We start from the raw sequence: 19,866 nt of genomic DNA on the forward strand, positions 1-19,866 counted from the left end.
ATCATGTAACCCTTGGAGGGAGTGAATTAACGCAATGCCCAATTTATTTATATTAGGTGCTGCTGCCGGTGAAGGACATTTTAACGGCGGGGATATTTTGTTCCAGCTCTTGGCGTTTTTAATTCTTCTTGCGCTGTTAAAGAAATTTGCCTGGAAGCCGCTTATTGGAATCATGAAGGAACGCGAAGAATTCATTGCGAACGAAATTAATTCAGCAGAAGAAAGAAACACTGAGGCTGCTAAATTGATTGAAGAACAGCGCGAATTGCTGAAGCAGGCTCGTCAGGAAGCACAAGGCCTGATTGAAAATGCGAAGAAAATCGGCGAACAGCAGAAGGAAGAAATCGTTGCTACAGCCCGTAACGAAGCAATGCGCCTTAAAGAATCTGCACGTAAAGAAATTGAACAGGAAAAGGATCAGGCTGTTGCAGCACTGCGCAGTCAGGTTGCGTCCCTATCCGTTATGATCGCTTCCAAAGTTATTGAAAAAGAGCTGAATGAACAGGCACAGGAAAAGCTGATCAGCGATTACCTGAAAGAAGCAGGGGATAGCCGATGAGCAATCCCGCAGTTTCCAAACGATATGCATCAGCGCTTTTTGAAATTGCCAAGGAAACTAAAATGCTTGATCAATTTGAAGATGATCTGATGACGGTGAAGGAAGTTTTTCGGCAGAACCCAAAGCTTATGGCTCTGCTTCAGCATCCAAAGATGGATTTGCGAAAGAAAAAAGATCTGATTAAGGAAGGTTTCAGCTCCTTGACCAGTCAGGTATTGAATACGTTCTGCATCCTTGTGGAACGGCACCGGACAGACAGCATTCCTGAAATTGCGGACGAGTTTGCAAAACTTGCGAATGACGCACGCGGTACAGAAAATGCAATCGTCTACTCCGTACGCCTGCTTAGCGAACAGGAACTCTCCGAACTATCCGCAAGCTTTGCCGGAAGAATCGGAAAGACTGCTCTGAAGCTTCATAACGTTATTGATCAAACGCTGATCGGCGGAGTAAAGCTGAGAATTGGCAACCGTATTTATGACGGAAGCGTAAGCGGCAAACTTGCACGGATCGAGAAACAGCTCGTTACAAAATAGATCACAGATAGGGGTGAAACTCATGAGCATCAAAGCTGAAGAAATTAGTGCTCTTATAAAGAAGCAGATTGAAACCTATCAGTCTGAAATTGAAGTTAGTGATGTAGGTACAGTTATCCAGGTTGGTGACGGTATCGCCCGTGCTCATGGCCTCGACAATGTCATGGCTGGTGAGCTTGTTGAGTTTTCAAACGGCGTTTTGGGAATGGCTCAAAACCTTGAAGAAAGCAATGTCGGGATTATCATTCTGGGACCATACAAGGACATTCGCGAAGGCGATGAAGTCAAACGTACAGGACGCATCATGGAGGTTCCTGTTGGTGAGGCTCTTATCGGACGTGTAGTGAACCCGCTTGGACAGCCTGTTGACGGCCTTGGTCCGATTGAAACAACGAAAACCCGTCCTATCGAGAGTCCTGCTCCTGGAGTTATGGACCGTAAATCTGTTCATGAACCGCTTCAAACCGGTATTAAAGCAATCGATGCGCTTGTTCCAATCGGCCGCGGCCAGCGTGAGCTGATTATCGGAGACCGTCAAACAGGGAAAACATCTGTAGCAATTGACGCGATTTTGAACCAAAAAGATCAGGATATGGTTTGCGTGTACGTAGCAATCGGACAGAAAGAATCCACGGTTCGCGGTGTTGTTGAAACACTTCGCAAACATGGAGCTCTTGATTACACGATTGTAGTCACTGCGTCTGCTTCCCAGCCGGCACCGCTCTTGTTCCTTGCTCCATATGCAGGAGTAACATTCGGTGAAGAATTCATGTACAACGGCAAGCACGTTCTGGTTGTTTATGACGATCTTTCCAAGCAGGCTGCTGCTTACCGTGAGCTTTCTTTGCTTCTTCGCCGTCCTCCGGGCCGTGAAGCATATCCAGGGGATGTCTTCTACTTGCACTCCCGCTTGCTAGAGCGCGCAGCGAAGCTAAGCGATGCAAAAGGCGCTGGTTCCCTGACAGCTCTTCCGTTCGTTGAAACACAGGCAGGAGATATCTCCGCTTACATTCCAACGAACGTTATCTCCATCACCGACGGACAAATCTTCCTGCAGTCTGACTTGTTCTTCTCAGGCGTACGTCCTGCGATCAACGCCGGTCTTTCTGTATCCCGTGTTGGAGGCTCTGCTCAAATTAAAGCAATGAAAAAGGTAGCAGGTACGCTGCGTCTTGACCTTGCTTCTTACCGTGAGCTTGAAGCATTCGCTCAATTCGGGTCCGATCTTGATAAAGCAACTCAGGCTAAGCTTGCACGCGGTGCGCGTACAGTAGAAGTTCTAAAACAGGATCTTCACAAGCCGCTGAAAGTTGAAAAACAGGTTGCGATTCTTTATGCCCTTACAAAAGGACACCTGGATGATATTCCTGTACAGGATATCAACCGTTTCGAGAGCGAAATGTCTGCTTACCTTGATCAAAACCATGCTGATATGATGGAGCAGATCCGAAAAACCGGAAATCTTCCTGAAGATGAAGCATTCGTTTCTGCTATCAAAGGCTTCAAAAAGACATTCGTCGTATCTGAGTAATGAACGGCAGAGGGATCGCCGGAACGGTGCTTCCCCTCATATTTTCCAGCACGAACGGGCATTGCGGCAGCTGCTTTGAGCTGTTGAAAACAGGGTGGCGCAAATTGCCCGTAAGTGCCCGATTTGTTCAAGTAACCATGAACAGCGGGAAATGCCTCTGTTAATGGAAGCTTCCCTTTATGAATAAAACCGGAGTTTAAAAACAAGGTGGTGAGTACCTTTGGCATCATTACGCGATATAAAATCAAAAATCAATTCAACAAAAAAGACGAGCCAGATCACGAAAGCGATGGAAATGGTTTCGGCTGCTAAACTAAACCGTGCTGAGAACAATGCAAAATCGTTCGTTCCGTATATGAACAAGATGCAGGAAGTCGTAGCGAATGTGGCAAACGGAATTACCGGAGCCACCCACCCTATGCTTTTAAAACGCGAGGTAAAGAAGACCGGCTATCTTGTCATTACGTCTGACCGCGGACTTGCAGGTGCTTTTAACAGCAGCATTCTTCGTTCTGTTTATCAGACCATCCAAAACCGCCATGCTTCAAGTGATGAGTATGCGGTCATCGCAATCGGAAAAATTGGCCGGGATTTCTTTAAGCGCCGCGGAATTGCCGTGACACAGGAAATCGTCGGGCTCGGAGATCAGCCGGGCTTCTCCGACATTAAAAACATTGCGAGCCAGACAGTCAGCATGTTTGTAGAAGAAACGTTCGATGAGCTTTATCTTTTCTACAATCATTACGTCAGTGCGATTCAGCAGGATGTAACACAGACAAAGCTGCTTCCTCTTACAGACATTGCAGCTGAAGGCAAACGTACTTCTTATGAATTTGAACCAGATGAAGAAGAAATTCTTGAAGTGCTGCTTCCTCAGTATGCAGAAAGCTTGATTTACGGAGCTCTGCTGGACAGCAAAGCGTCTGAGCATGCTGCCCGTATGACAGCGATGCGAAATGCAACAGATAATGCCAAGGATTTGATCAACAGCTACACACTCACGTTCAACCGCGCCCGCCAGGCTGCCATTACTCAGGAAATTACCGAGATTGTCGGCGGAGCTGCAGCGCTCGAATAGATCGAAAAAATACACTGTTTTATATAGCTAGTTAGGAGGGAAAGCGATCATGAAAGGACGCGTTACACAGGTTATGGGTCCCGTCGTTGACGTTAAGTTCGAAAGCGGTCACCTGCCGGAGATTTACAACGCTCTTACAATTAAGCAAGCTGCAAAAAGCGAAGCTGATGCATCTTTCTCACTTACTTTGGAGGTTGCCCTTCATCTTGGAGATGATACTGTACGGACGATCGCGATGGCATCGACGGACGGATTGCAGCGTAATACGGAAGTAACGGATACTGGTGCGCCAATCTCTGTTCCAGTTGGAGATTTGACACTTGGCCGCGTATTTAACGTACTTGGTGAGAACATTGATTTGGACACTCCAATTGCTGCTGAGTCCCGCCGTGACCCAATTCACAGACAGGCACCTACATTTGAACATCTTTCCACAGAGGTTGAAATTCTTGAAACAGGAATCAAGGTTGTAGACTTGCTTGCTCCTTACATCAAGGGCGGTAAGATCGGTCTTTTCGGAGGAGCGGGCGTAGGTAAAACCGTTCTGATCCAGGAATTGATCAACAACATCGCTCAGGAGCACGGCGGTATCTCTGTATTCGCCGGTGTTGGTGAGCGTACACGTGAAGGAAATGACCTTTACCATGAAATGACGGATTCCGGCGTTATCAAGAAAACAGCCATGGTATTCGGACAGATGAACGAGCCGCCTGGAGCACGTATGCGTGTTGCCCTGACTGGTTTGACAATGGCTGAATATTTCCGTGATGACCAGGGACAGGACGTTCTTTTCTTCATGGATAACATCTTCCGCTTCACGCAGGCAGGCTCTGAGGTTTCCGCCCTTCTTGGACGTATGCCTTCTGCCGTTGGTTACCAGCCGACACTTGCGACTGAAATGGGTCAGCTTCAAGAGCGTATCACTTCAACTAACGTAGGTTCTGTAACATCCATCCAGGCGATCTATGTACCAGCCGATGACTATACGGATCCGGCTCCTGCTACAACGTTCGCTCACCTTGATGCAACAACAAACCTTGAGCGTAAATTGTCTGAGATGGGGATTTACCCAGCGGTGGATCCGCTTGCTTCCACTTCACGCGCCCTTTCTCCGGAAATCGTTGGAGAAGAGCACTACAATGTGGCACGTCAAGTTCAGCAGACTTTGCAAAAATACAAAGAGCTTCAGGATATCATCGCCATCCTGGGTATGGACGAGCTTTCTGAAGAAGATAAACTGGTTGTTCACCGTGCGCGCCGCATCCAGTTCTTCCTGTCTCAGAACTTCCACGTAGCCGAGCAGTTCACTGGCCAAAAAGGTTCCTATGTACCTGTTAAAGAGACGGTCAAAGGCTTCAGAGAAATTCTTGACGGCAAGTACGACCATCTTCCTGAAGATGCGTTCCGTCTTGTAGGACGCATTGAAGATGTAGTGGAAAGTGCAAAAGGCATGGGTGTTGAAGTCTAATCTGGTCCATAGGAGGGTATGAGTATGAAGACAGTAAAAGTCAATGTCGTTACTCCTGATGGCCCAGTTTACGATGCGGAAGTGGAAATGGTCAGTGTAAAAGCTCAAAGCGGTGAGCTTGGAATCCTGCCAGGACATATTCCGATGGTTGCTCCTCTGAAAACGGGAGCGGTACGCCTGAAAAAAGGAAGCAGCACGGAACTCGTGGCTGTTAGCGGGGGCTTCATTGAAGTCCGCCCCGATAACGTAACGATCTTAGCTCAGGCTGCAGAAGCTGCAGAAGACATCGATCTTGAACGCGCTCAAGCTTCAAAGGAGCGCGCCGAAAGCCGCCTGAACGATAAAGCGGAACAAATTGATGCTCATCGTGCAGAGCTTGCTTTGCGCCGGGCCATTAACCGAATTGACGTAAGAAATAACCGAATTTAAACTGAAAACCCCTGGTTCCATAATGGAACCAGGGGTTTTTGCGTATGGTCTGTATTTCGTATGCGATCTGTTTCCGTTTTTTTTTGTTATATTTGGAAGAGTTCTATTCAGCAGCTCCAAAACCTATTAGTCAATTTGCTAAATCTCTTAAAAAGGGAACGAAAAATTACTATGATAGGAGAAAACACTAAAAAGGTCTCTCCCGGTATGGGAGAAACCCGCTTTTCTTTCTATATAATCATCATTTAAAATGTGGTGGTTGCTTCTGGATGTGCCTCGCTTCGGGAGCCATTCTAGTAGCCTCTCACTTAAATTCCATGGCCGAACAATCAAAGGACAGCCCCAGTTAAGAGACAGCTGCAGGGTCTTGACCCAGCTCCATGGCTTCAAGGATGTTTTCTTCAGAAAAACCAATCATTTGGCTAATGGCGGGAATGGTAAGAGGGATGGTGATCCCGCGTTTCTTCGTTTCTCTTACCGCTTTCTTCACCTTATAAAGAATAATCGAGTGTCTGTTGCTGATTCGAATTAATATAGTAATCACTTCTCCTTTAGCGCTCCCTAAAGAAAGGTTGAAAGACCGAATTAAACTTTTCCCTCTTTTTTAAAATCTTAAACCTTTTTGCAGACTGCAGCCCCTTTTCATGAAATAGACAAAAAATCAGAATGCGAAATAAATTGGAAGAATTATACTTGTATCAAAGGAGGGAAAGAAATGACGGCTTCTGCAATTTCTGCTCCAAGGTGGGGCTGGATGCTTTTGATGGCCTTCCTCATTCTGGGCTCTAATACCCTGATATACAGGCTGCCTGGCTTTCCGGCGGGTAATCCTGAAGTAGTGATCGGCTCCTTATTAGACTGCATCCTTATCCTGCCGCTTGCCGCCTACCTGCTTATCATTCGCAAACGATATTCTTCGAGCAGCATCATCCCCGTCATAATGGCCGGACTCGCTGCTGCCTGGCTGATCATCCCCATGGAATATATGGGCTTATATCCGTATCTGCCCTATTTCGTCATCGGGGGAGAAGCCATTTTCATGCTCTTCTTTCTCACCAGGCTTGTCAGAGAGCTTCCAGGCTTCATCCGGAATGTTCAAGCTTCATCTGCCGACTCATTTACATACAGACTCGACCTGGCATTACAAGGCTCTAAGAACCCTTCCCGAATTGCAGATGTTCTTGCCAGCGAAGCTCTCCTCTTCTATTACAGTCTTTTTTCCTGGAAAAGAAAGCCTGCTGCAGCATCCAATACCTTCACCTTCCATAAAAAAACGAGTGCCATTGCTTTCAACGTGATGATTATTCATGCCATTGCCATTGAATCGATTGCTTTTCATGTGCTTTTTCACTCTTTTAGTCCATCGCTGTCCATTGTAATGCTCCTGCTTAATATTTACACCATCCTCTTTTTACTTGGGGAAATTCAAGCTGTCCGGCTGGAACCATTCATATTGACGGAGGACGCGCTTTGCCTCCAGCTTGGCCTGAAAAAAAGACTGTATGCTTCATACAGTGAAATTCAGTCTGTCTCCTATTATGAAAAAGAGGCACACGGGAACGATAAAAATGTATTTGATGGAATCCTGGCAGACTTTGTTAAAGAAGACCCGGCCATCGTTATAGAGTTTATCAAGCCGGTTAAGGTGAGGAAAATGTATGGTTTTACGGACAAAGCAGCATCAGCCCACATACGTCCGGACAATCCGGAGGAATTTTACAAAGCCCTGAAAAAGAAGCTGTTAAAAGAATGATGAACTTTCTGGTAAACTAGCAGGTAACGGAATCCGAAAGGGAGTGAACCTATGAAATTTGATTTTCATACACATCATGATCGATGCGGTCATGCTGTCCAGCCAATCCGGGACTATATTGAAGCAGCGATAGAACGAAACCTCGACATGATTGGCATTTCTGATCATTCGCCGCACCTGTATTCTGAAGAGGATCATCTATTTCCCCGCATATCCATGGCAAAAAGCCATTTTCCGGAATATGTGGAGGAAGTGCTCCGGCTGAAAAAGGAATATGAAGGCAGAATTGAAGTGCTTCTTGGAGTAGAATCCGATTTTTTTCCAGAACATTTGCCTCAATATAAGAAGTTTTACGAAAAGTTCCCGCTTGATTACATCATTGGGTCGGTCCACTTTGTAGACGGCGCCAGCATTTTCAAGAAAGACCGCTGGGAAGGGTTAAGCGCGAATCAAAAGCTGCAAACAAAAGAAAACTACTACAGCCTCATTGCACAATCTGTCCGTAGCGGAGTATTCCAGATTCTCGGTCACATAGATGCAATGAAGGGCTACTACCCTGAGTTCTCCGCCATCCAGACGGATGCAGCAGAGCGGACGCTTCAGATCATAGCGGAGGCCGATACAGCGATCGAAATTAACACATCCGGCAAGAATAAATACTGCGGCGGGTGGTATCCGTCAGAAGAACTCCTGGAACGGGCCCTTCATTATGGAGTGAACGTGACATTCGGCTCCGATGCCCACAAACCGGAGCGGGTCGGCGACGAATTTGAGGAAGTCCGCAGTAAACTGAAGGAAATTGGCTTCAAAGAATGGGCCGTTTTCCGGCAGAAAGAGAGAAGGATGGTCCCGCTGTAACGGACTTCTAAAAAAGAGCCGGGTTTCCGGCTCTATTAATAAAATATCTGTGAAAATAATGGAATATCAATCGAACCGAATCCCGTCAAATTCTGGCTTCAATTCTTTTAAACCGCTTATATAGATAGTGTTCCTCTTCATTCTTCACGGTCAGATAATGATCCTCAAACAAATTATTAAAGTAATCCGTATGCTTCCCCCGATTCAGCCCGAGAACATATTTTTTTTCATCAAACGGATATGGCTGAACGGCCCAATCTGTATCTGGAAGATGACGGGTCACTACCTCTCCGAAGTAGATGGACATCATTGTTTCAAATTCGTGAATCGTCAGCTGAAGCTCTTTCCACCCATTTGTGCGGAAGCATGTGAAGTAAAGCGTTTCAAGTTCTATCAGGCTCTCCGGAGTGTAATTCAGCTCTTTACAGTTCATATATTCAGCAGCTTCACTTAAAATAGCAAGCTGTTCAAATCGATAGTCAAAATAATAGGCGATCGCTTCAAATTCTGTTTTGAATTCCGGCAGGTTCCGGCCATACTCTTCTTCGATGTGGAATGATTCGTGCATCAAAATAGAATCCCCCTTTCTAATTGTCCTTAGCCAGTATAACACGGTAAATGTAAGAAAATAGGAGTTAGAAGCCTTTTCCTAATTCAAGAAAAATATAGTAAATGAAGCATAATTTAGGTAGAATGAAAGAAACAGATCGGAAGGGCAAGGAGGAGCAGGATGGGAGTTTGGATCGTTTCCCTGGGAGCAGGGCTGTTTATACTGAGGCTGCTTATACACGTTGCCTGGGCCAAAACCATTGCATTTCACGTCAGCCGCATAAAAGACCATCCTAATGAATTACAGGCTGCCATATTCTTAAAAGCAATGAAGAAGGTCTTAAAGATTCCAAATAAGCCGGAGCTTTGGCTCGATTTAAAAGAGGCTTATTTCGTGATTCTTAACAGCCGCCATATTGAATTCGAAACAAAGCTCCAAATCCATAGTCTCTTAACAAAAAGAAGAGTGTACGGACTGAGAAAACCATATAAGAGGCTGCATTCCACAGCTGTTACCGAGCCCTCTGCTTAGCAGGGGGTTTTTGCATGCCAGCTCTTGCGGCACACTTTCGCCAAAAACAGTAATGAAAATACTCCTCCGTCATAGTTATAAAGAAAAGAATGTTTGTCCGGCTTGCATGATTGATCCATCCGGGTTATCGACACTTCCAGGATATGTTTGCTATAATGATAGCGGTTACATTATTAGAATATTTAGAAGGTTTAAATAATCAGCAGAGTGGAGGGGGATCATGGATTCACTTTATCCATACTGGAATAATTATTTAATCATCGTCGTTTTTCTTCTTCTCGGCTCGCTGCTTCCTGCTGTTGCCCTTACGATTGGGCGGCTGCTTCGGCCCCATGCTCCTACACAGGCTAAAATGACTACGTACGAAAGCGGAATGGACCCTTTTCATGACTCCAGAATTCAATTTAATGTCCGGTATTACATATTTGCCCTGATGTTTGTCATTTTTGATGTAGAAACCGTGTTTATGTATCCGTGGGCGGTCGCCTATGAGAAGCTTGGTCTTTTTGCTCTGATTGAAATGCTGATCTTTGTGGTGATGCTGCTGATTGGTCTGATGTACGCATGGAAAAAAGGGGTGCTCAAATGGACTTGAAACTTGAAAATCTGCCTCCTGGAGAATTGGAGGAAATCAGGCAAAGTGTCTTCCTATCCACACTGGAAGAGCTGAAAGCCTGGGCGCGCAGCAATTCCTTATGGCCCCTTACATTCGGCCTCGCCTGCTGTGCTATTGAGATGATGGGAGTCGGCGCTTCCCACTACGATCTTGACCGATTTGGGTCTTTCTTTCGGACATCTCCAAGGCAATCGGACGTGATGATTGTTTCCGGAACCGTTACGAAGAAGATGGCTCCAATCCTGAAACGGCTGTATGATCAGATGCCCGAACCGAAATGGGTGATCGCGATGGGTTCATGCGCAACGGCTGGCGGTCCATATATAAAATCCTACGCGGTCGTCAAAGGCGTCGATCAAATAGTTCCGGTGGATGTGTATATCCCCGGCTGTCCTCCAAATCCCGCTGCCCTCATTTACGGAATTAATAAACTGAAAGAAAAAATCCGCTACGAGGCGAAAACCGGAAAGCGGGTGCTCTAATTCATGGCAGATGAAAAAGAAAGGGAGCAGCTGAAAAAAGAAGCAGCTGCCAGAGCGAAAGAAGAAGCGAAGAAAAAGCTGGAAGAACGAAACCGGAACATGGAAGCAGCTGTTACCGCTGAAGCGAACCAGGAGCGAAAAGCCGAAGCCCTCGAGCTCGCAAAGCAAAAAGCCGCCGCTGCAGCAAAAGCAAAGGCGGCCGCCCTGGCGAAGCAAAAAAGGCAGGAGGGGGAGCAGCCTGAATCAGGCGTGAGTGCAGAAGAGCTCGCAAAGCAAAAAGCCGCCGCTGCAGCAAAAGCAAAGGCGGCCGCCCTGGCCAAGCAAAAAAGGCAGGAGGGGGGGCAGCCTGAATCAGGCGTGAGTGCAGAAGAGCTCGCAAAGCAAAAAGCCGCCGCTGCAGCAAAAGCAAAGGCGGCCGCCCTTGCGAAGGCTTCCCGGACGGAAAGTTTTGCGGAGGATGATGCCGCTAAGGCGAAAGCAAAGGCTGTGGCTGCTGCCAAAGCTAAAGCGGCTGCCGCGGCGAAGGCGAAGCTTGCCGCAAAAGAAACTCCGGAACCTGTAAAACCCTTGCCATCTGTTCATGAACCGAGGCTTAACCGGACGGCAGCACTGCTTCGGGAAGCGTTTGGCGATGAGAGTGTGGAGGAGGCTTCAATTAACCGGCTCTCTAAGGAAGTGCCGACCATTACGGTGAGAAGAGAACGGTATTTGGAGGCAGCGACGCTGCTACGCCACCATAAGGATATGGAGTACGATTATTTATCGGAAATGCACGGCACGGATTTTCAGACTCATATGGAAATTTACCTCTATTTATTCTCCTATACCCATAAGCAAAGCCTTGTTTTAAAGACGAAGCTGGACCGCGGTCAGCCGGAGGTTGAATCTGTGGCCTATTTGTGGAGGGGTGCAGACTGGCCGGAGCGCGAGACCTTTGATCTTTTGGGCATTCATTTTACGAATCACCCGAATTTAAAGCGGATTATGCTTCCGGATGAGTGGGTCGGCCATCCGCTCAGAAAAGATTATGAACCGTATGATGTGGAGGTGTAGCTGGTGATCCGCACAGAGGAAATGCTGTTAAATGTAGGCCCGCAGCACCCGAGCACACACGGGGTCTTTCGCCTCGTCATTAAGATTGACGGGGAAATCATCAAAGAAGCCACCCCGGTCGTCGGCTATCTTCACCGCGGAACGGAAAAGCTTGCAGAAAATCTGCAGTATACCCAGATTATCCCCTACACCGACCGCATGGATTATTTATCGGCGATGACGAACAATTACGTGATCTGCCATGCGGTGGAGACAATGGCTGGGATTGAGCCACCCGAAAGAGCAGAATATTTGAGGATTCTCGCTATGGAGCTCGGCCGGGTAGCGAGCCACCTTGTCTGGTGGGGGACCTATCTCCTTGATATCGGAGCGGTCAGCCCGTTTTTATATGCGTTCAGGGAACGGGAGATGATTATCAATCTATTAACGGAGCTGTCGGGAGCCCGGCTGACCTTTAATTACATGAGAGTCGGCGGGGTCAAGTGGGACGCTCCGGATGGGTGGCTTGAGAAGGCTGCTGAATTTGTTCCATATATGCGAGAACAGCTCAAGGGGTATCACGACCTCGTATCGGGAAACGAAATCTTTTTGAACCGGGTGAAGAACGTTGGCATTTATACGCAAAAAGAAGCGATTGAATACTCATTGAGCGGAGCGAATCTGCGGTGTACTGGAACAGAGTGGGATTTAAGAAAGGATGAGCCTTACTCTATTTATGACCGGTTTGACTTTGAGATACCGGTCCGGACAAAAGGGGATGCATTTGCCCGGTATGAATGCAGGATGGCTGAAATTGAAGAATCGCTGAAAATTATTGAACAGGCTCTCGGGCAATTCCCGGGTAACGGTCCGATTATGGCGAAGGTGCCGAAGATTATTAAGCCGCCAAAGGGCGAAACGTACGTCCGGATCGAATCGCCCAGAGGAGAAATCGGCTGCTACATTGCCTCGGAAGGAAAGAAAGAGCCGTACCGCTTGAAATTCAGAAGACCGTCCTTTTACAATCTGCAAATTCTTCCAAAGCTGCTGGAAGGAGAAAACATGGCGAACCTGATTACCATTTTAGGGGCCATTGATATCGTTCTCGGGGAGGTGGATGGCTGATGATGCAGGATCTCATTTCCTCTCAGCCGAGCTGGCTCAATTTTCTCGCCTTTTTCTCTCTTGCCCTGCTCTTTATGTTTGTGGTGCTGGGATTTGTGACGTACGGTATTTTAGCCGAACGGAAGGTGATGGGATTTATGCAGGGCCGGATCGGACCGAATCAGGTGGGCGGACGATGGGGGCTGCTGCAAACGGTCTCTGACGTGCTTAAGCTGCTGTTAAAGGAAGATACGATTCCAAAGCTTGCCGACCGTCCGCTGTTCATTCTTGCTCCCATTATTGCCTTTGCACCGGCTTTCCTCGTTCTCGCGGTCATTCCGTTTACAGACGCCTTTCAGTTCTCGGACATCGGGGTGGGTCTGCTTTACTATATAGCGGTTTCCGGACTGACGACTGTGGGTGTGGTAGCGGGTGGCTGGGCATCGAACAATAAATACTCGCTTTTGGGCGGAATGCGGGCAGCCGCGCAAATGATTTCCTATGAAATACCGCTTGTGATGAGTGTCATTGGCGTGGTTTTGCTTTCCGGAAGCCTGAATTTAAATGAAATTGTCGGGGCGCAGGAGAACGTCTGGTTTATCTTTGTCCAGCCGGTCGGCTTCCTCATTTTCCTGATTGCATCTGTTGCAGAGCTGAACCGGACGCCGTTTGACCTTCCGGAAGCAGAGTCTGAGCTCGTGGCCGGCTATCATGTGGAGTATTCCGGTTTCCGGTGGGCGTTTTTCATGCTTTCTGAATATGTGTACTTTTTTGCGATGGCCTCCCTGACCACCGTTCTGTTCCTGGGCGGGTGGCATGGCATTCCGTTTCTTGGCTTTATACCCGGAGCCGTCTGGTTTGCCCTGAAATTCAGCATGGTCGTGTTCGTCCTTATTTGGTTTCGTGTTACGTTTCCGCGTCTCCGCGCCGATCAGCTGATGGAATTTGGCTGGAAGGTTCTCCTTCCCGCTGCGCTGGCAAACATTTTTATCACCGCACTCATAAAGGAATGGTTTTTCCGATAAAACGATAAAGGGAGTGGCATCATGCGGGGTTTGGGGAAAGGACTTTCCTACACGCTGAAAAATCTGACGAAGAAAAAAGTGACATATGATTATCCGAATGAGGCGCTGCAGCTTCCCGACCGGTTCAGAGGCATCCAAAAATTTTATCCGGAAAAATGCATCGTCTGCAATCAATGCGTCCACATCTGCCCGACAGACTGCATTTCGCTAACCGGAAAAAAACACCCCGATCCGTCGAAAAAGGGAAAAATCATCGAGACCTATGACATTAATTTTGAAATATGCATTCTTTGCGATTTATGCACGGAGGTCTGCCCGACCGAAGCGATTGTCATGACCAATCATTTTGAGCTGGCGGAATACAGCCGGGACCATCTTTTCAAGGATATGAAATGGCTCGATGAAAATGATACCCATGTCCGAAAGGAGAATAAAGTCGAATGATTTCAGGTGAGTTTGCCGCATTCGCCATTCTCTCTTTAACAGCCATATCAGGCGGGATCCTCATGCTGAATGTCACAAAGGTGATCCATATGCTCGTGTCACTCGTGCTGACCTTCCTGAGCATCGCTGGCCTGTACATTCTGCTGACAGCTGAATTTATTGCCGTTGTTCAAATCCTTATTTACTCAGGTGCGGTGACGATCATCATGCTGTTCGGTATCATGCTGACCCGGAAAACCGATGAGGAAGAGACGGCCCCAGGGCGGTTGAAAAAGTGGCTTGTTTTTGCGGGGATCGCCGTGTTTGCCGTAGTCATGTACATCGGAATTTACAATCTCGATCTGACCGGGGAGCCTGCTGCCCTTCATGAAAATAATACGGAGCAAATCGGAATCGCGCTCTTTACCGGACATATTATTCCGTTTGAGCTGACCTCAGTTCTGCTGCTGGCCGCCTTAATTGGTGCGATTGTTCTCGCAAAAAAAGAGGAAGAGGAGGAGAAGCAATGAGCTCGGTTCCGCTTTCCGGCTATCTCGTTCTGGCCCTGATCCTTTTCTGCATCGGTCTTTACGGAGCCCTGACTAAACGAAATACGGTGATTGTTCTTATTTGCGTAGAGCTTATGCTGAATGCCGTGAACATCAACCTCGTTGCCTTCAGCAAGCTTGGAGCCGCCCCTGCGATCACCGGGCAGGTTTTCGCGCTGTTTTCGATCACGATAGCAGCGGCAGAGGCAGCGGTTGGACTGGCTATCTTGTTCGCTCTTTACCGCAGCCGCAAATCCGTCCGGATCGATGATTACAATACGATGAAGCATTAGAAAAACAGAACCTAGAAAAAGGGGGTAGGGAATATGATGCAATTCGCCTGGCTGATACCGCTTTTTCCGCTCGTTTCCTTCCTGCTTCTGCTCCTCTCCGGGAAGAAGCTGGCCCAATGGAGTGCATGGCTTGGAACAGGTCTTATGCTGCTTTCCTTTTTGCTTTCCATTCTTGTTCTTGCGGACCGTTTTCAGCACGAAACCTTTAAAGCAGAGGGCATTTGGCTTTCCATCGGAGATTTTCACATTACAGCAGGCTTTGAAATCACCCAGCTTAATGCTCTTATGCTGATTACGGTTTCCCTCGTCAGTCTTCTCGTACATATGTATTCCAAGGTTTATATGGCAGAGGATGAGCGGATACCCATTTTCTATGCGTACCTTGGTCTGTTTACGTTTGCCATGCTCGGGCTTGTGATGACAGCCAATCTCCTGCAGCTTTACGTTTTCTGGGAGCTTGTCGGACTTGGCTCATTCTTGCTGATCGGCTTTTATTTTTCAAAGGAATCGGCCAAAAAAGCAGCACAGAAAGCCTTTATCATGACTAGAATCGGGGACGTCGGGCTTTTAGCAGGGATGCTCCTTCTTTTCTCTCAAACAGGCAGCTTTGAATATGATGTGATTTTTCAATACGTGGGTGCGGGAGCCATTTCTAACGGGATGCTGACTCTTATTGCCCTGTTGATTTTTGCCGGGGCCATCGGAAAGTCAGGGCAATTTCCGCTGCATACGTGGCTTCCGGATGCGATGGAAGGTCCGACGCCAGTCTCGGCTCTCATCCATGCGGCTACGATGGTGGCAGCGGGTGTTTACCTCACTGCCCTTATGTACCCGCTGTTCGAAGCGAGCGGAACGGCTCTGACCGTTGTGGCGGTGACAGGTGGATTGACAGCTGTTTTCGCGGCAAGCATCGGGCTTGTGCAGACGGATATGAAGCGGGTGCTCGCCTATTCAACCGTCAGCCAGCTCGGCTTTATGATGCTTGCTCTTGGTTCATCAGGCTACACGGCCGGAATTTTTCATCTGCTGACCCATGCCTTCTTCAAAGCTCTCCTGTTTTTAGCGGCCGGAAGCGTCATCCATGCCGTTCATACTCAGGATATCCGGAAAATGGGAGGCCTTTGGAGAAGGCTTCCGTGGACAGGACCCTTATTTCTGACAGGGGCCTTATCGATTAGCGGGTTTCCGCTGTTTGCCGGATTTTTCAGCAAGGATGAAATTCTCGCCTCGGTCTGGCTTCATGGCAATCCGGGCTTGTTCTGGATCTCCGTCCTCGCTTCCTTTTTCACAGCCTTCTATATGTTCCGCCTGTTCTTCCTCGTTTTCGGAAACGAAACGGGACAGGCGGCCGCAGCGGTAAGTCCGGAAGTACAGACCGGCGTAAAGCTTGAGAGAGGGGCAGAATCGGGACCACTTATGATTGTCCCGATGTTGGTTCTTGCTGTTCTTGCGATTTTTGCCGGATTCATTAATACCCCGTGGTTTCCGGGTCTGGGCGAATGGCTGCAGCCCGGAGAGGCACATGAACCGCCTCCGCTGTGGATCATGATCACCGCGGTAACAGCTTCACTTGCAGGAATCGGGCTTGCTTACGCCATTTACGAAAAAGGCTGGATCCAAAGAAACGCGATCCGGAAAAAAATTCCGATGATCCATCAGGTGCTGCTGGATAAATACTATATCGATGAGCTGTATAAAGTGACTATCCTTGCAGCGGTAAGGGCCATCGCTTTCCTTTGCCAATTGATTGAGCGCTATTTGGTAGATACCCTGGTTAAAGGAGCCGCAGCGCTTGTGCAGGGGCTTGGGACAGCCGGCTCCAGCCTGCAAAGCGGCCAGACCCAGGTGTATGCAGCTGCAGCATTTCTGGGCCTTGCGCTCCTCGCTGCCGTCTTTTTGCTGACAGGGGGGATCTTAAAATGAACAGTCTTGTTTTGACTTTGCTCGTGTTTTCCCCGCTTGCCGGAGCAGCCGTTCTTCTGTTTATCCCCAAAAAACATGTGCGGGCGGTTAGGCTTACCGGAGTTTTTGCTGCGATGCCGGCTCTCATCCTTTCAAGTATCATTCTCGTCCAGTATGCGCTTGGGGCCGGAATTGAGCGGTTCACGGTTTCCGTTCCCTGGTTCAAAATGGGCAGCGTCAGTCTTGGCGGAGAGTATTTTTTTACAGTGGATTATGAGCTTGGCATCGACGGCTTTTCTTTGATCATGCTCACCCTTGCCTCTGTCCTGGCAGTGCTTGCTGCCTTTTCATCCGCATTGATTCAATCTGGCCTGAAGGCTTATTTTTCCCTGCTGCTGATTGTAGAGACCGGCATGCTCGGGGTTTTTGCTGCTGAGAATCTGATTCTGTTTTTCATCTTTCTTGAAGTGACTCTCGTTCCGATGTTCTTTCTGATTGGAAAATGGGGCTTCCGCGAGCGGGAAAAAGCAGCCTGGTATTACCTCCTCTTTAATGGAGCGGGTTCGGCCGTGCTTCTGATTGTCATCGTTTACTTATTTGCCCTCACCGGAACGGTGAACATCGGGAAGCTGATTGATCTGGCTAAGAATTTTCCAGAACCTCTTCAGCTTGGCCTGATGCTTGCACTCCTTGTTTCGTTCGGTGTAAAGCTTCCGATTGTGCCATTGCATACCTGGATGGTGCACGTTCATGCCCAGGCGCCGCCGCCGGTGGTCATGCTTCACTCAGGCGTACTCCTGAAAATCGGAGCTTACGGGCTGATCCGCTTCGGTATGGGAATTTTCCCCGAAGCGTTTCAGACACTTGGAACGGCCTTCCTGATTTTAGGAACGGTCAACTTTCTATACGGGGCTCTTCTCGCACTCATCCAGACAGACTTCAAAAGGATTCTTGCCTATTCAAGTGTCTCGCATATGGGCATCGTCCTAATCGGCCTGGGAGCCGTGAATGAAGCAGGAATTCAGGGAGCCATTTTTCAGACGGTTTCCCACGGCTTCATCTCCGCCCTGCTGTTCCTCCTCGCCGGACAGCTGGCGATGCGCTTTCAGACTACTGACATCAGGGAGCTTGGCGGGCTGGCCAAAAGGCTTCCGCAGCTTTCCGGTATTCTGCTGGCCGGCGGGATGGCATCACTCGGACTTCCGGGAATGTCCGGATTTATCAGTGAATTAATGGCATTTATGGGGATCTTTCTCGTTCAGCCGGAGCTTGGCGCCCTTGCTGCGCTTGGTCTTATTTTAACGGCTGTTTATGTGCTGAGGGCGGTTTTGTCCATGACCTTTGGCAAAGAAAAAGGACTGGCTGAGCCCATACAGGACTTGAGATGGCAGGAAGCAGGCCCCGCCTGGGTGCTGCTCCTCCTGATTATTTCAATCGGTATTTTCCCGGATGGACTCGCCGTACCGCTGCAGCCCGCCATTGAAACCATTATGAAAGGGATTGGAGGATAAAGAAATGGATGCCCAAACACTGCTTTCCTACAATTGGCTGCTGATGACACCGGAATGGATCATTCTTGGCGGAGTCATCCTCATTTCTGTCCTGGACCTGCTGCTGCCGAAAAAATTCAACAAGGATTGGCTTGGCTATATAGGGCTTGCCTCCATCGTTGGAGCAGGATCGGTCCTCCTGTTTTTAAATCCGGATGATGCAAACGGCATTCTTGGAGAAAGCTTCGTGCTCGATGGCTTCGCAAAACTGTTTAAAACCTTGCTGCTGGCCGGTGCTGCTCTCATCTATCTCCTATCCTTCCAGGAGAAAAAATCAGAAGTGACGCACCGGAGTGAATTTTTCACTCTCTGGCTCACCGCCCTTCTCGGGGCGATGTTCATGAGCTCGAGCAGGGATCTCATCACCCTTTTTGTCGGCCTTGAGCTTCTATCCATTTCCTCCTACATTTTAGCCGGCTTCAAGAAAAACAACAGCAAATCCAATGAAGCCGCCCTGAAATACGTTGTCAACGGCGGAGCCGCAACGGCCATTACTCTTTTTGGAATGAGCTACCTGTACGGCATCACCGGCACGGTCTCATTAACGGAAATGAGCGCTGCGCTTCAAAGCCTGGAAAATACCAATCACCTGTTTATTCTCGGCCTGTCCTTTTTCATCATTTTTACCGGTCTTTCCTTTAAAATTGCAGCCGCCCCTTACCATATGTGGGTTCCGGATGTGTATGAAGGAGCACCAACCTCGGTTACAGCATTCCTGAGCGTAGTTTCGAAAACAGCAGGATTTATCCTGATCATCCGGCTCTTTTATACCATTTTCATAAATGCATCCATTCTGGATGGAGAGCCTCTTTTCATTGAATTGCAGCCTTATATAGCCGTCCTAGCGGCCATTACGATGATTGCCGGCAATGTCATTGCATTGAAACAGCGGAATGTGAAGAGAATGCTTGCCTATTCCTCAATCGGACATGCCGGATATGTACTTGTCGCCTTCGCATCCCCGGGCTCGCCGCTCGTGTTCGATGCCATTTGGTTTTACTTGTTTGCCTATCTGTTTATGAACGCCGGAGCTTTCGCCATTCTGATGCTGACTGAGCAGCAGACGGGTTCGGGAGATATGGCTTCCTTTGCGGGGATGTATAGAAGATCTCCTGTTCTTGCCGTGCTGATGGGGATTTTTCTGCTGTCCCTGGCAGGTATTCCGGGCACAGCCGGATTCATGGCGAAGCTGACCATCCTGTTAAGCGCATTTACAGGCGAAACACCGATGATTTTTCTCGCCGCCATCATGCTCGGAACGACGATCATTTCGTACGTGTATTATTTTCAGGTATTCACCCAGATCTTTTTTAGACAGGGAAAGGAAGAAAAGCCCCTCCGCTTTCACCCTGCTGCGGGGGCAGTCATCATCATCTGCACAGCTGGTACCGTTTTCTTCGGAATTTTCCCGCACATCTTTTAATTATTAAACATTTTACAGCGGCCGGGCGATATAATAGGAGAGGTGAAAACCTCTTTTTTTTACTGAATAAGAAATGATAAAATAGCATTTTGCTTTGCGGTGAAAGCATGCCCATCTTCAGTGATTTACTGAAATCAGCATACAAAACCGCTCACTAATCGCATTTGGAGGAATA

At 48.2% G+C, this 19,866-nt stretch carries 22 protein-coding genes; 20 read left to right on the forward strand and 2 right to left on the reverse strand.

Annotation, left to right across the window (positions count from 1 at the left end; all coding sequences use genetic code 11):
• The first annotated feature begins 34 nt into the window (after positions 1–34).
• The 6 genes from atpF (at position 35) to ACQCVE_RS05625 (ending at position 5,601) form a co-directional block, all read left to right on the forward strand.
• Positions 35–559 carry a F0F1 ATP synthase subunit B gene (gene atpF, locus ACQCVE_RS05600; protein ID WP_426843078.1) on the forward strand — a complete coding sequence of 175 codons (525 nt, stop codon included), beginning with the start codon at positions 35–37 and terminating at the stop codon, positions 557–559.
• Positions 556–1,095: a F0F1 ATP synthase subunit delta gene (locus ACQCVE_RS05605; RefSeq protein WP_426843077.1), complete on the forward strand. Its 540-nt coding sequence runs from the start codon at positions 556–558 to the stop codon at positions 1,093–1,095. Before atpF ends, ACQCVE_RS05605 begins: the two co-directional genes overlap by 4 nt.
• 22 nt (positions 1,096–1,117) lie before the next feature.
• Entirely contained in the window at positions 1,118–2,626 is a 1,509-nt protein-coding gene (gene atpA, locus ACQCVE_RS05610) for a F0F1 ATP synthase subunit alpha (protein ID WP_426843076.1), read from the forward strand.
• Positions 2,627–2,846: 220 nt separating this feature from the next.
• The gene (locus ACQCVE_RS05615; protein ID WP_426843075.1) at positions 2,847–3,704 is read left to right on the forward strand and encodes a F0F1 ATP synthase subunit gamma; all 858 of its coding nucleotides are present in this window, start codon (positions 2,847–2,849) and stop codon (positions 3,702–3,704) included.
• Between the two features lie 46 nt (positions 3,705–3,750).
• Entirely contained in the window at positions 3,751–5,172 is a 1,422-nt protein-coding gene (gene atpD, locus ACQCVE_RS05620) for a F0F1 ATP synthase subunit beta (protein WP_426843364.1), read from the forward strand.
• 24 nt (positions 5,173–5,196) lie between these two features.
• Entirely contained in the window at positions 5,197–5,601 is a 405-nt protein-coding gene (locus tag ACQCVE_RS05625; RefSeq protein ID WP_426861995.1) for a F0F1 ATP synthase subunit epsilon, read from the forward strand.
• Positions 5,602–5,947: 346 nt separating this feature from the next.
• On the opposite strand, the gene ACQCVE_RS05630 is transcribed toward ACQCVE_RS05625, so the two are convergent.
• Positions 5,948–6,145, reverse strand: a complete 198-nt coding sequence (locus tag ACQCVE_RS05630; protein ID WP_426843072.1) for a hypothetical protein — start codon at positions 6,143–6,145, stop codon at positions 5,948–5,950.
• Between the two features lie 171 nt (positions 6,146–6,316).
• Between ACQCVE_RS05630 and ACQCVE_RS05635 the strand changes: the two genes are divergently transcribed.
• Both ACQCVE_RS05635 and ACQCVE_RS05640 read left to right on the forward strand, forming a co-directional pair.
• Positions 6,317–7,354, forward strand: a complete 1,038-nt coding sequence (locus ACQCVE_RS05635; protein WP_426861997.1) for a hypothetical protein — start codon at positions 6,317–6,319, stop codon at positions 7,352–7,354.
• A gap of 51 nt (positions 7,355–7,405) precedes the next feature.
• Positions 7,406–8,212: a histidinol-phosphatase gene (locus ACQCVE_RS05640; protein WP_426861999.1), complete on the forward strand. Its 807-nt coding sequence runs from the start codon at positions 7,406–7,408 to the stop codon at positions 8,210–8,212.
• Between the two features lie 85 nt (positions 8,213–8,297).
• Here the strand turns inward: ACQCVE_RS05640 and ACQCVE_RS05645 are convergent, their stop codons facing one another.
• Positions 8,298–8,783 (reverse strand): hypothetical protein, encoded by a 486-nt coding sequence (locus ACQCVE_RS05645; RefSeq protein WP_426862000.1) that lies wholly within the window; start codon positions 8,781–8,783, stop codon positions 8,298–8,300.
• A 159-nt stretch (positions 8,784–8,942) separates the two neighbouring features.
• Here ACQCVE_RS05645 and ACQCVE_RS05650 point away from each other — a divergent pair, with 159 nt between their 5' ends.
• The 12 genes from ACQCVE_RS05650 (at position 8,943) to nuoN (ending at position 19,691) form a co-directional block, all read left to right on the forward strand.
• The gene (locus ACQCVE_RS05650; RefSeq protein ID WP_426862002.1) at positions 8,943–9,293 is read left to right on the forward strand and encodes a hypothetical protein; all 351 of its coding nucleotides are present in this window, start codon (positions 8,943–8,945) and stop codon (positions 9,291–9,293) included.
• A gap of 220 nt (positions 9,294–9,513) precedes the next feature.
• Positions 9,514–9,888 (forward strand): NADH-quinone oxidoreductase subunit A, encoded by a 375-nt coding sequence (locus ACQCVE_RS05655; protein ID WP_426862003.1) that lies wholly within the window; start codon positions 9,514–9,516, stop codon positions 9,886–9,888.
• Positions 9,879–10,391, forward strand: coding sequence for a NuoB/complex I 20 kDa subunit family protein (locus ACQCVE_RS05660; RefSeq protein WP_123912875.1), 513 nt, complete (start codon positions 9,879–9,881; stop codon positions 10,389–10,391). Before ACQCVE_RS05655 ends, ACQCVE_RS05660 begins: the two co-directional genes overlap by 10 nt.
• Before the next feature lie 3 nt (positions 10,392–10,394).
• The gene (locus ACQCVE_RS05665; RefSeq protein WP_426862005.1) at positions 10,395–11,444 is read left to right on the forward strand and encodes an NADH-quinone oxidoreductase subunit C; all 1,050 of its coding nucleotides are present in this window, start codon (positions 10,395–10,397) and stop codon (positions 11,442–11,444) included.
• Between the two features lie 3 nt (positions 11,445–11,447).
• Positions 11,448–12,548, forward strand: a complete 1,101-nt coding sequence (locus ACQCVE_RS05670) for an NADH-quinone oxidoreductase subunit D (RefSeq protein ID WP_426862007.1) — start codon at positions 11,448–11,450, stop codon at positions 12,546–12,548.
• Positions 12,548–13,552, forward strand: a complete 1,005-nt coding sequence (nuoH, locus tag ACQCVE_RS05675; RefSeq protein WP_426862008.1) for an NADH-quinone oxidoreductase subunit NuoH — start codon at positions 12,548–12,550, stop codon at positions 13,550–13,552. The genes ACQCVE_RS05670 and nuoH overlap by 1 nt, the downstream gene beginning before the upstream one ends.
• Before the next feature lie 21 nt (positions 13,553–13,573).
• The gene (gene nuoI / locus ACQCVE_RS05680; protein ID WP_426843062.1) at positions 13,574–13,996 is read left to right on the forward strand and encodes an NADH-quinone oxidoreductase subunit NuoI; all 423 of its coding nucleotides are present in this window, start codon (positions 13,574–13,576) and stop codon (positions 13,994–13,996) included.
• The gene (locus tag ACQCVE_RS05685) at positions 13,996–14,505 is read left to right on the forward strand and encodes an NADH-quinone oxidoreductase subunit J (protein WP_426862136.1); all 510 of its coding nucleotides are present in this window, start codon (positions 13,996–13,998) and stop codon (positions 14,503–14,505) included. The genes nuoI and ACQCVE_RS05685 overlap by 1 nt, the downstream gene beginning before the upstream one ends.
• A complete protein-coding gene (gene nuoK, locus ACQCVE_RS05690) occupies positions 14,502–14,816 on the forward strand; it encodes an NADH-quinone oxidoreductase subunit NuoK (RefSeq protein WP_426843061.1) in 315 nt (104 codons plus the stop codon). The genes ACQCVE_RS05685 and nuoK overlap by 4 nt, the downstream gene beginning before the upstream one ends.
• 33 nt (positions 14,817–14,849) lie before the next feature.
• Positions 14,850–16,739 carry an NADH-quinone oxidoreductase subunit L gene (gene nuoL, locus ACQCVE_RS05695; RefSeq protein ID WP_426862009.1) on the forward strand — a complete coding sequence of 630 codons (1,890 nt, stop codon included), beginning with the start codon at positions 14,850–14,852 and terminating at the stop codon, positions 16,737–16,739.
• Positions 16,736–18,229 carry a complex I subunit 4 family protein gene (locus tag ACQCVE_RS05700; RefSeq protein ID WP_426862010.1) on the forward strand — a complete coding sequence of 498 codons (1,494 nt, stop codon included), beginning with the start codon at positions 16,736–16,738 and terminating at the stop codon, positions 18,227–18,229. The genes nuoL and ACQCVE_RS05700 overlap by 4 nt, the downstream gene beginning before the upstream one ends.
• A gap of 4 nt (positions 18,230–18,233) precedes the next feature.
• Complete coding sequence (gene nuoN, locus ACQCVE_RS05705; RefSeq protein ID WP_426862012.1) at positions 18,234–19,691, forward strand: NADH-quinone oxidoreductase subunit NuoN; 1,458 nt, start codon at positions 18,234–18,236, stop codon at positions 19,689–19,691.
• Positions 19,692–19,866: the final 175 nt, after the last annotated feature.

It is taken from the genome of Metabacillus sp. 113a, assembly GCF_050107635.1.
Lineage (GTDB): Bacteria > Bacillota > Bacilli > Bacillales > Bacillaceae > Metabacillus_B.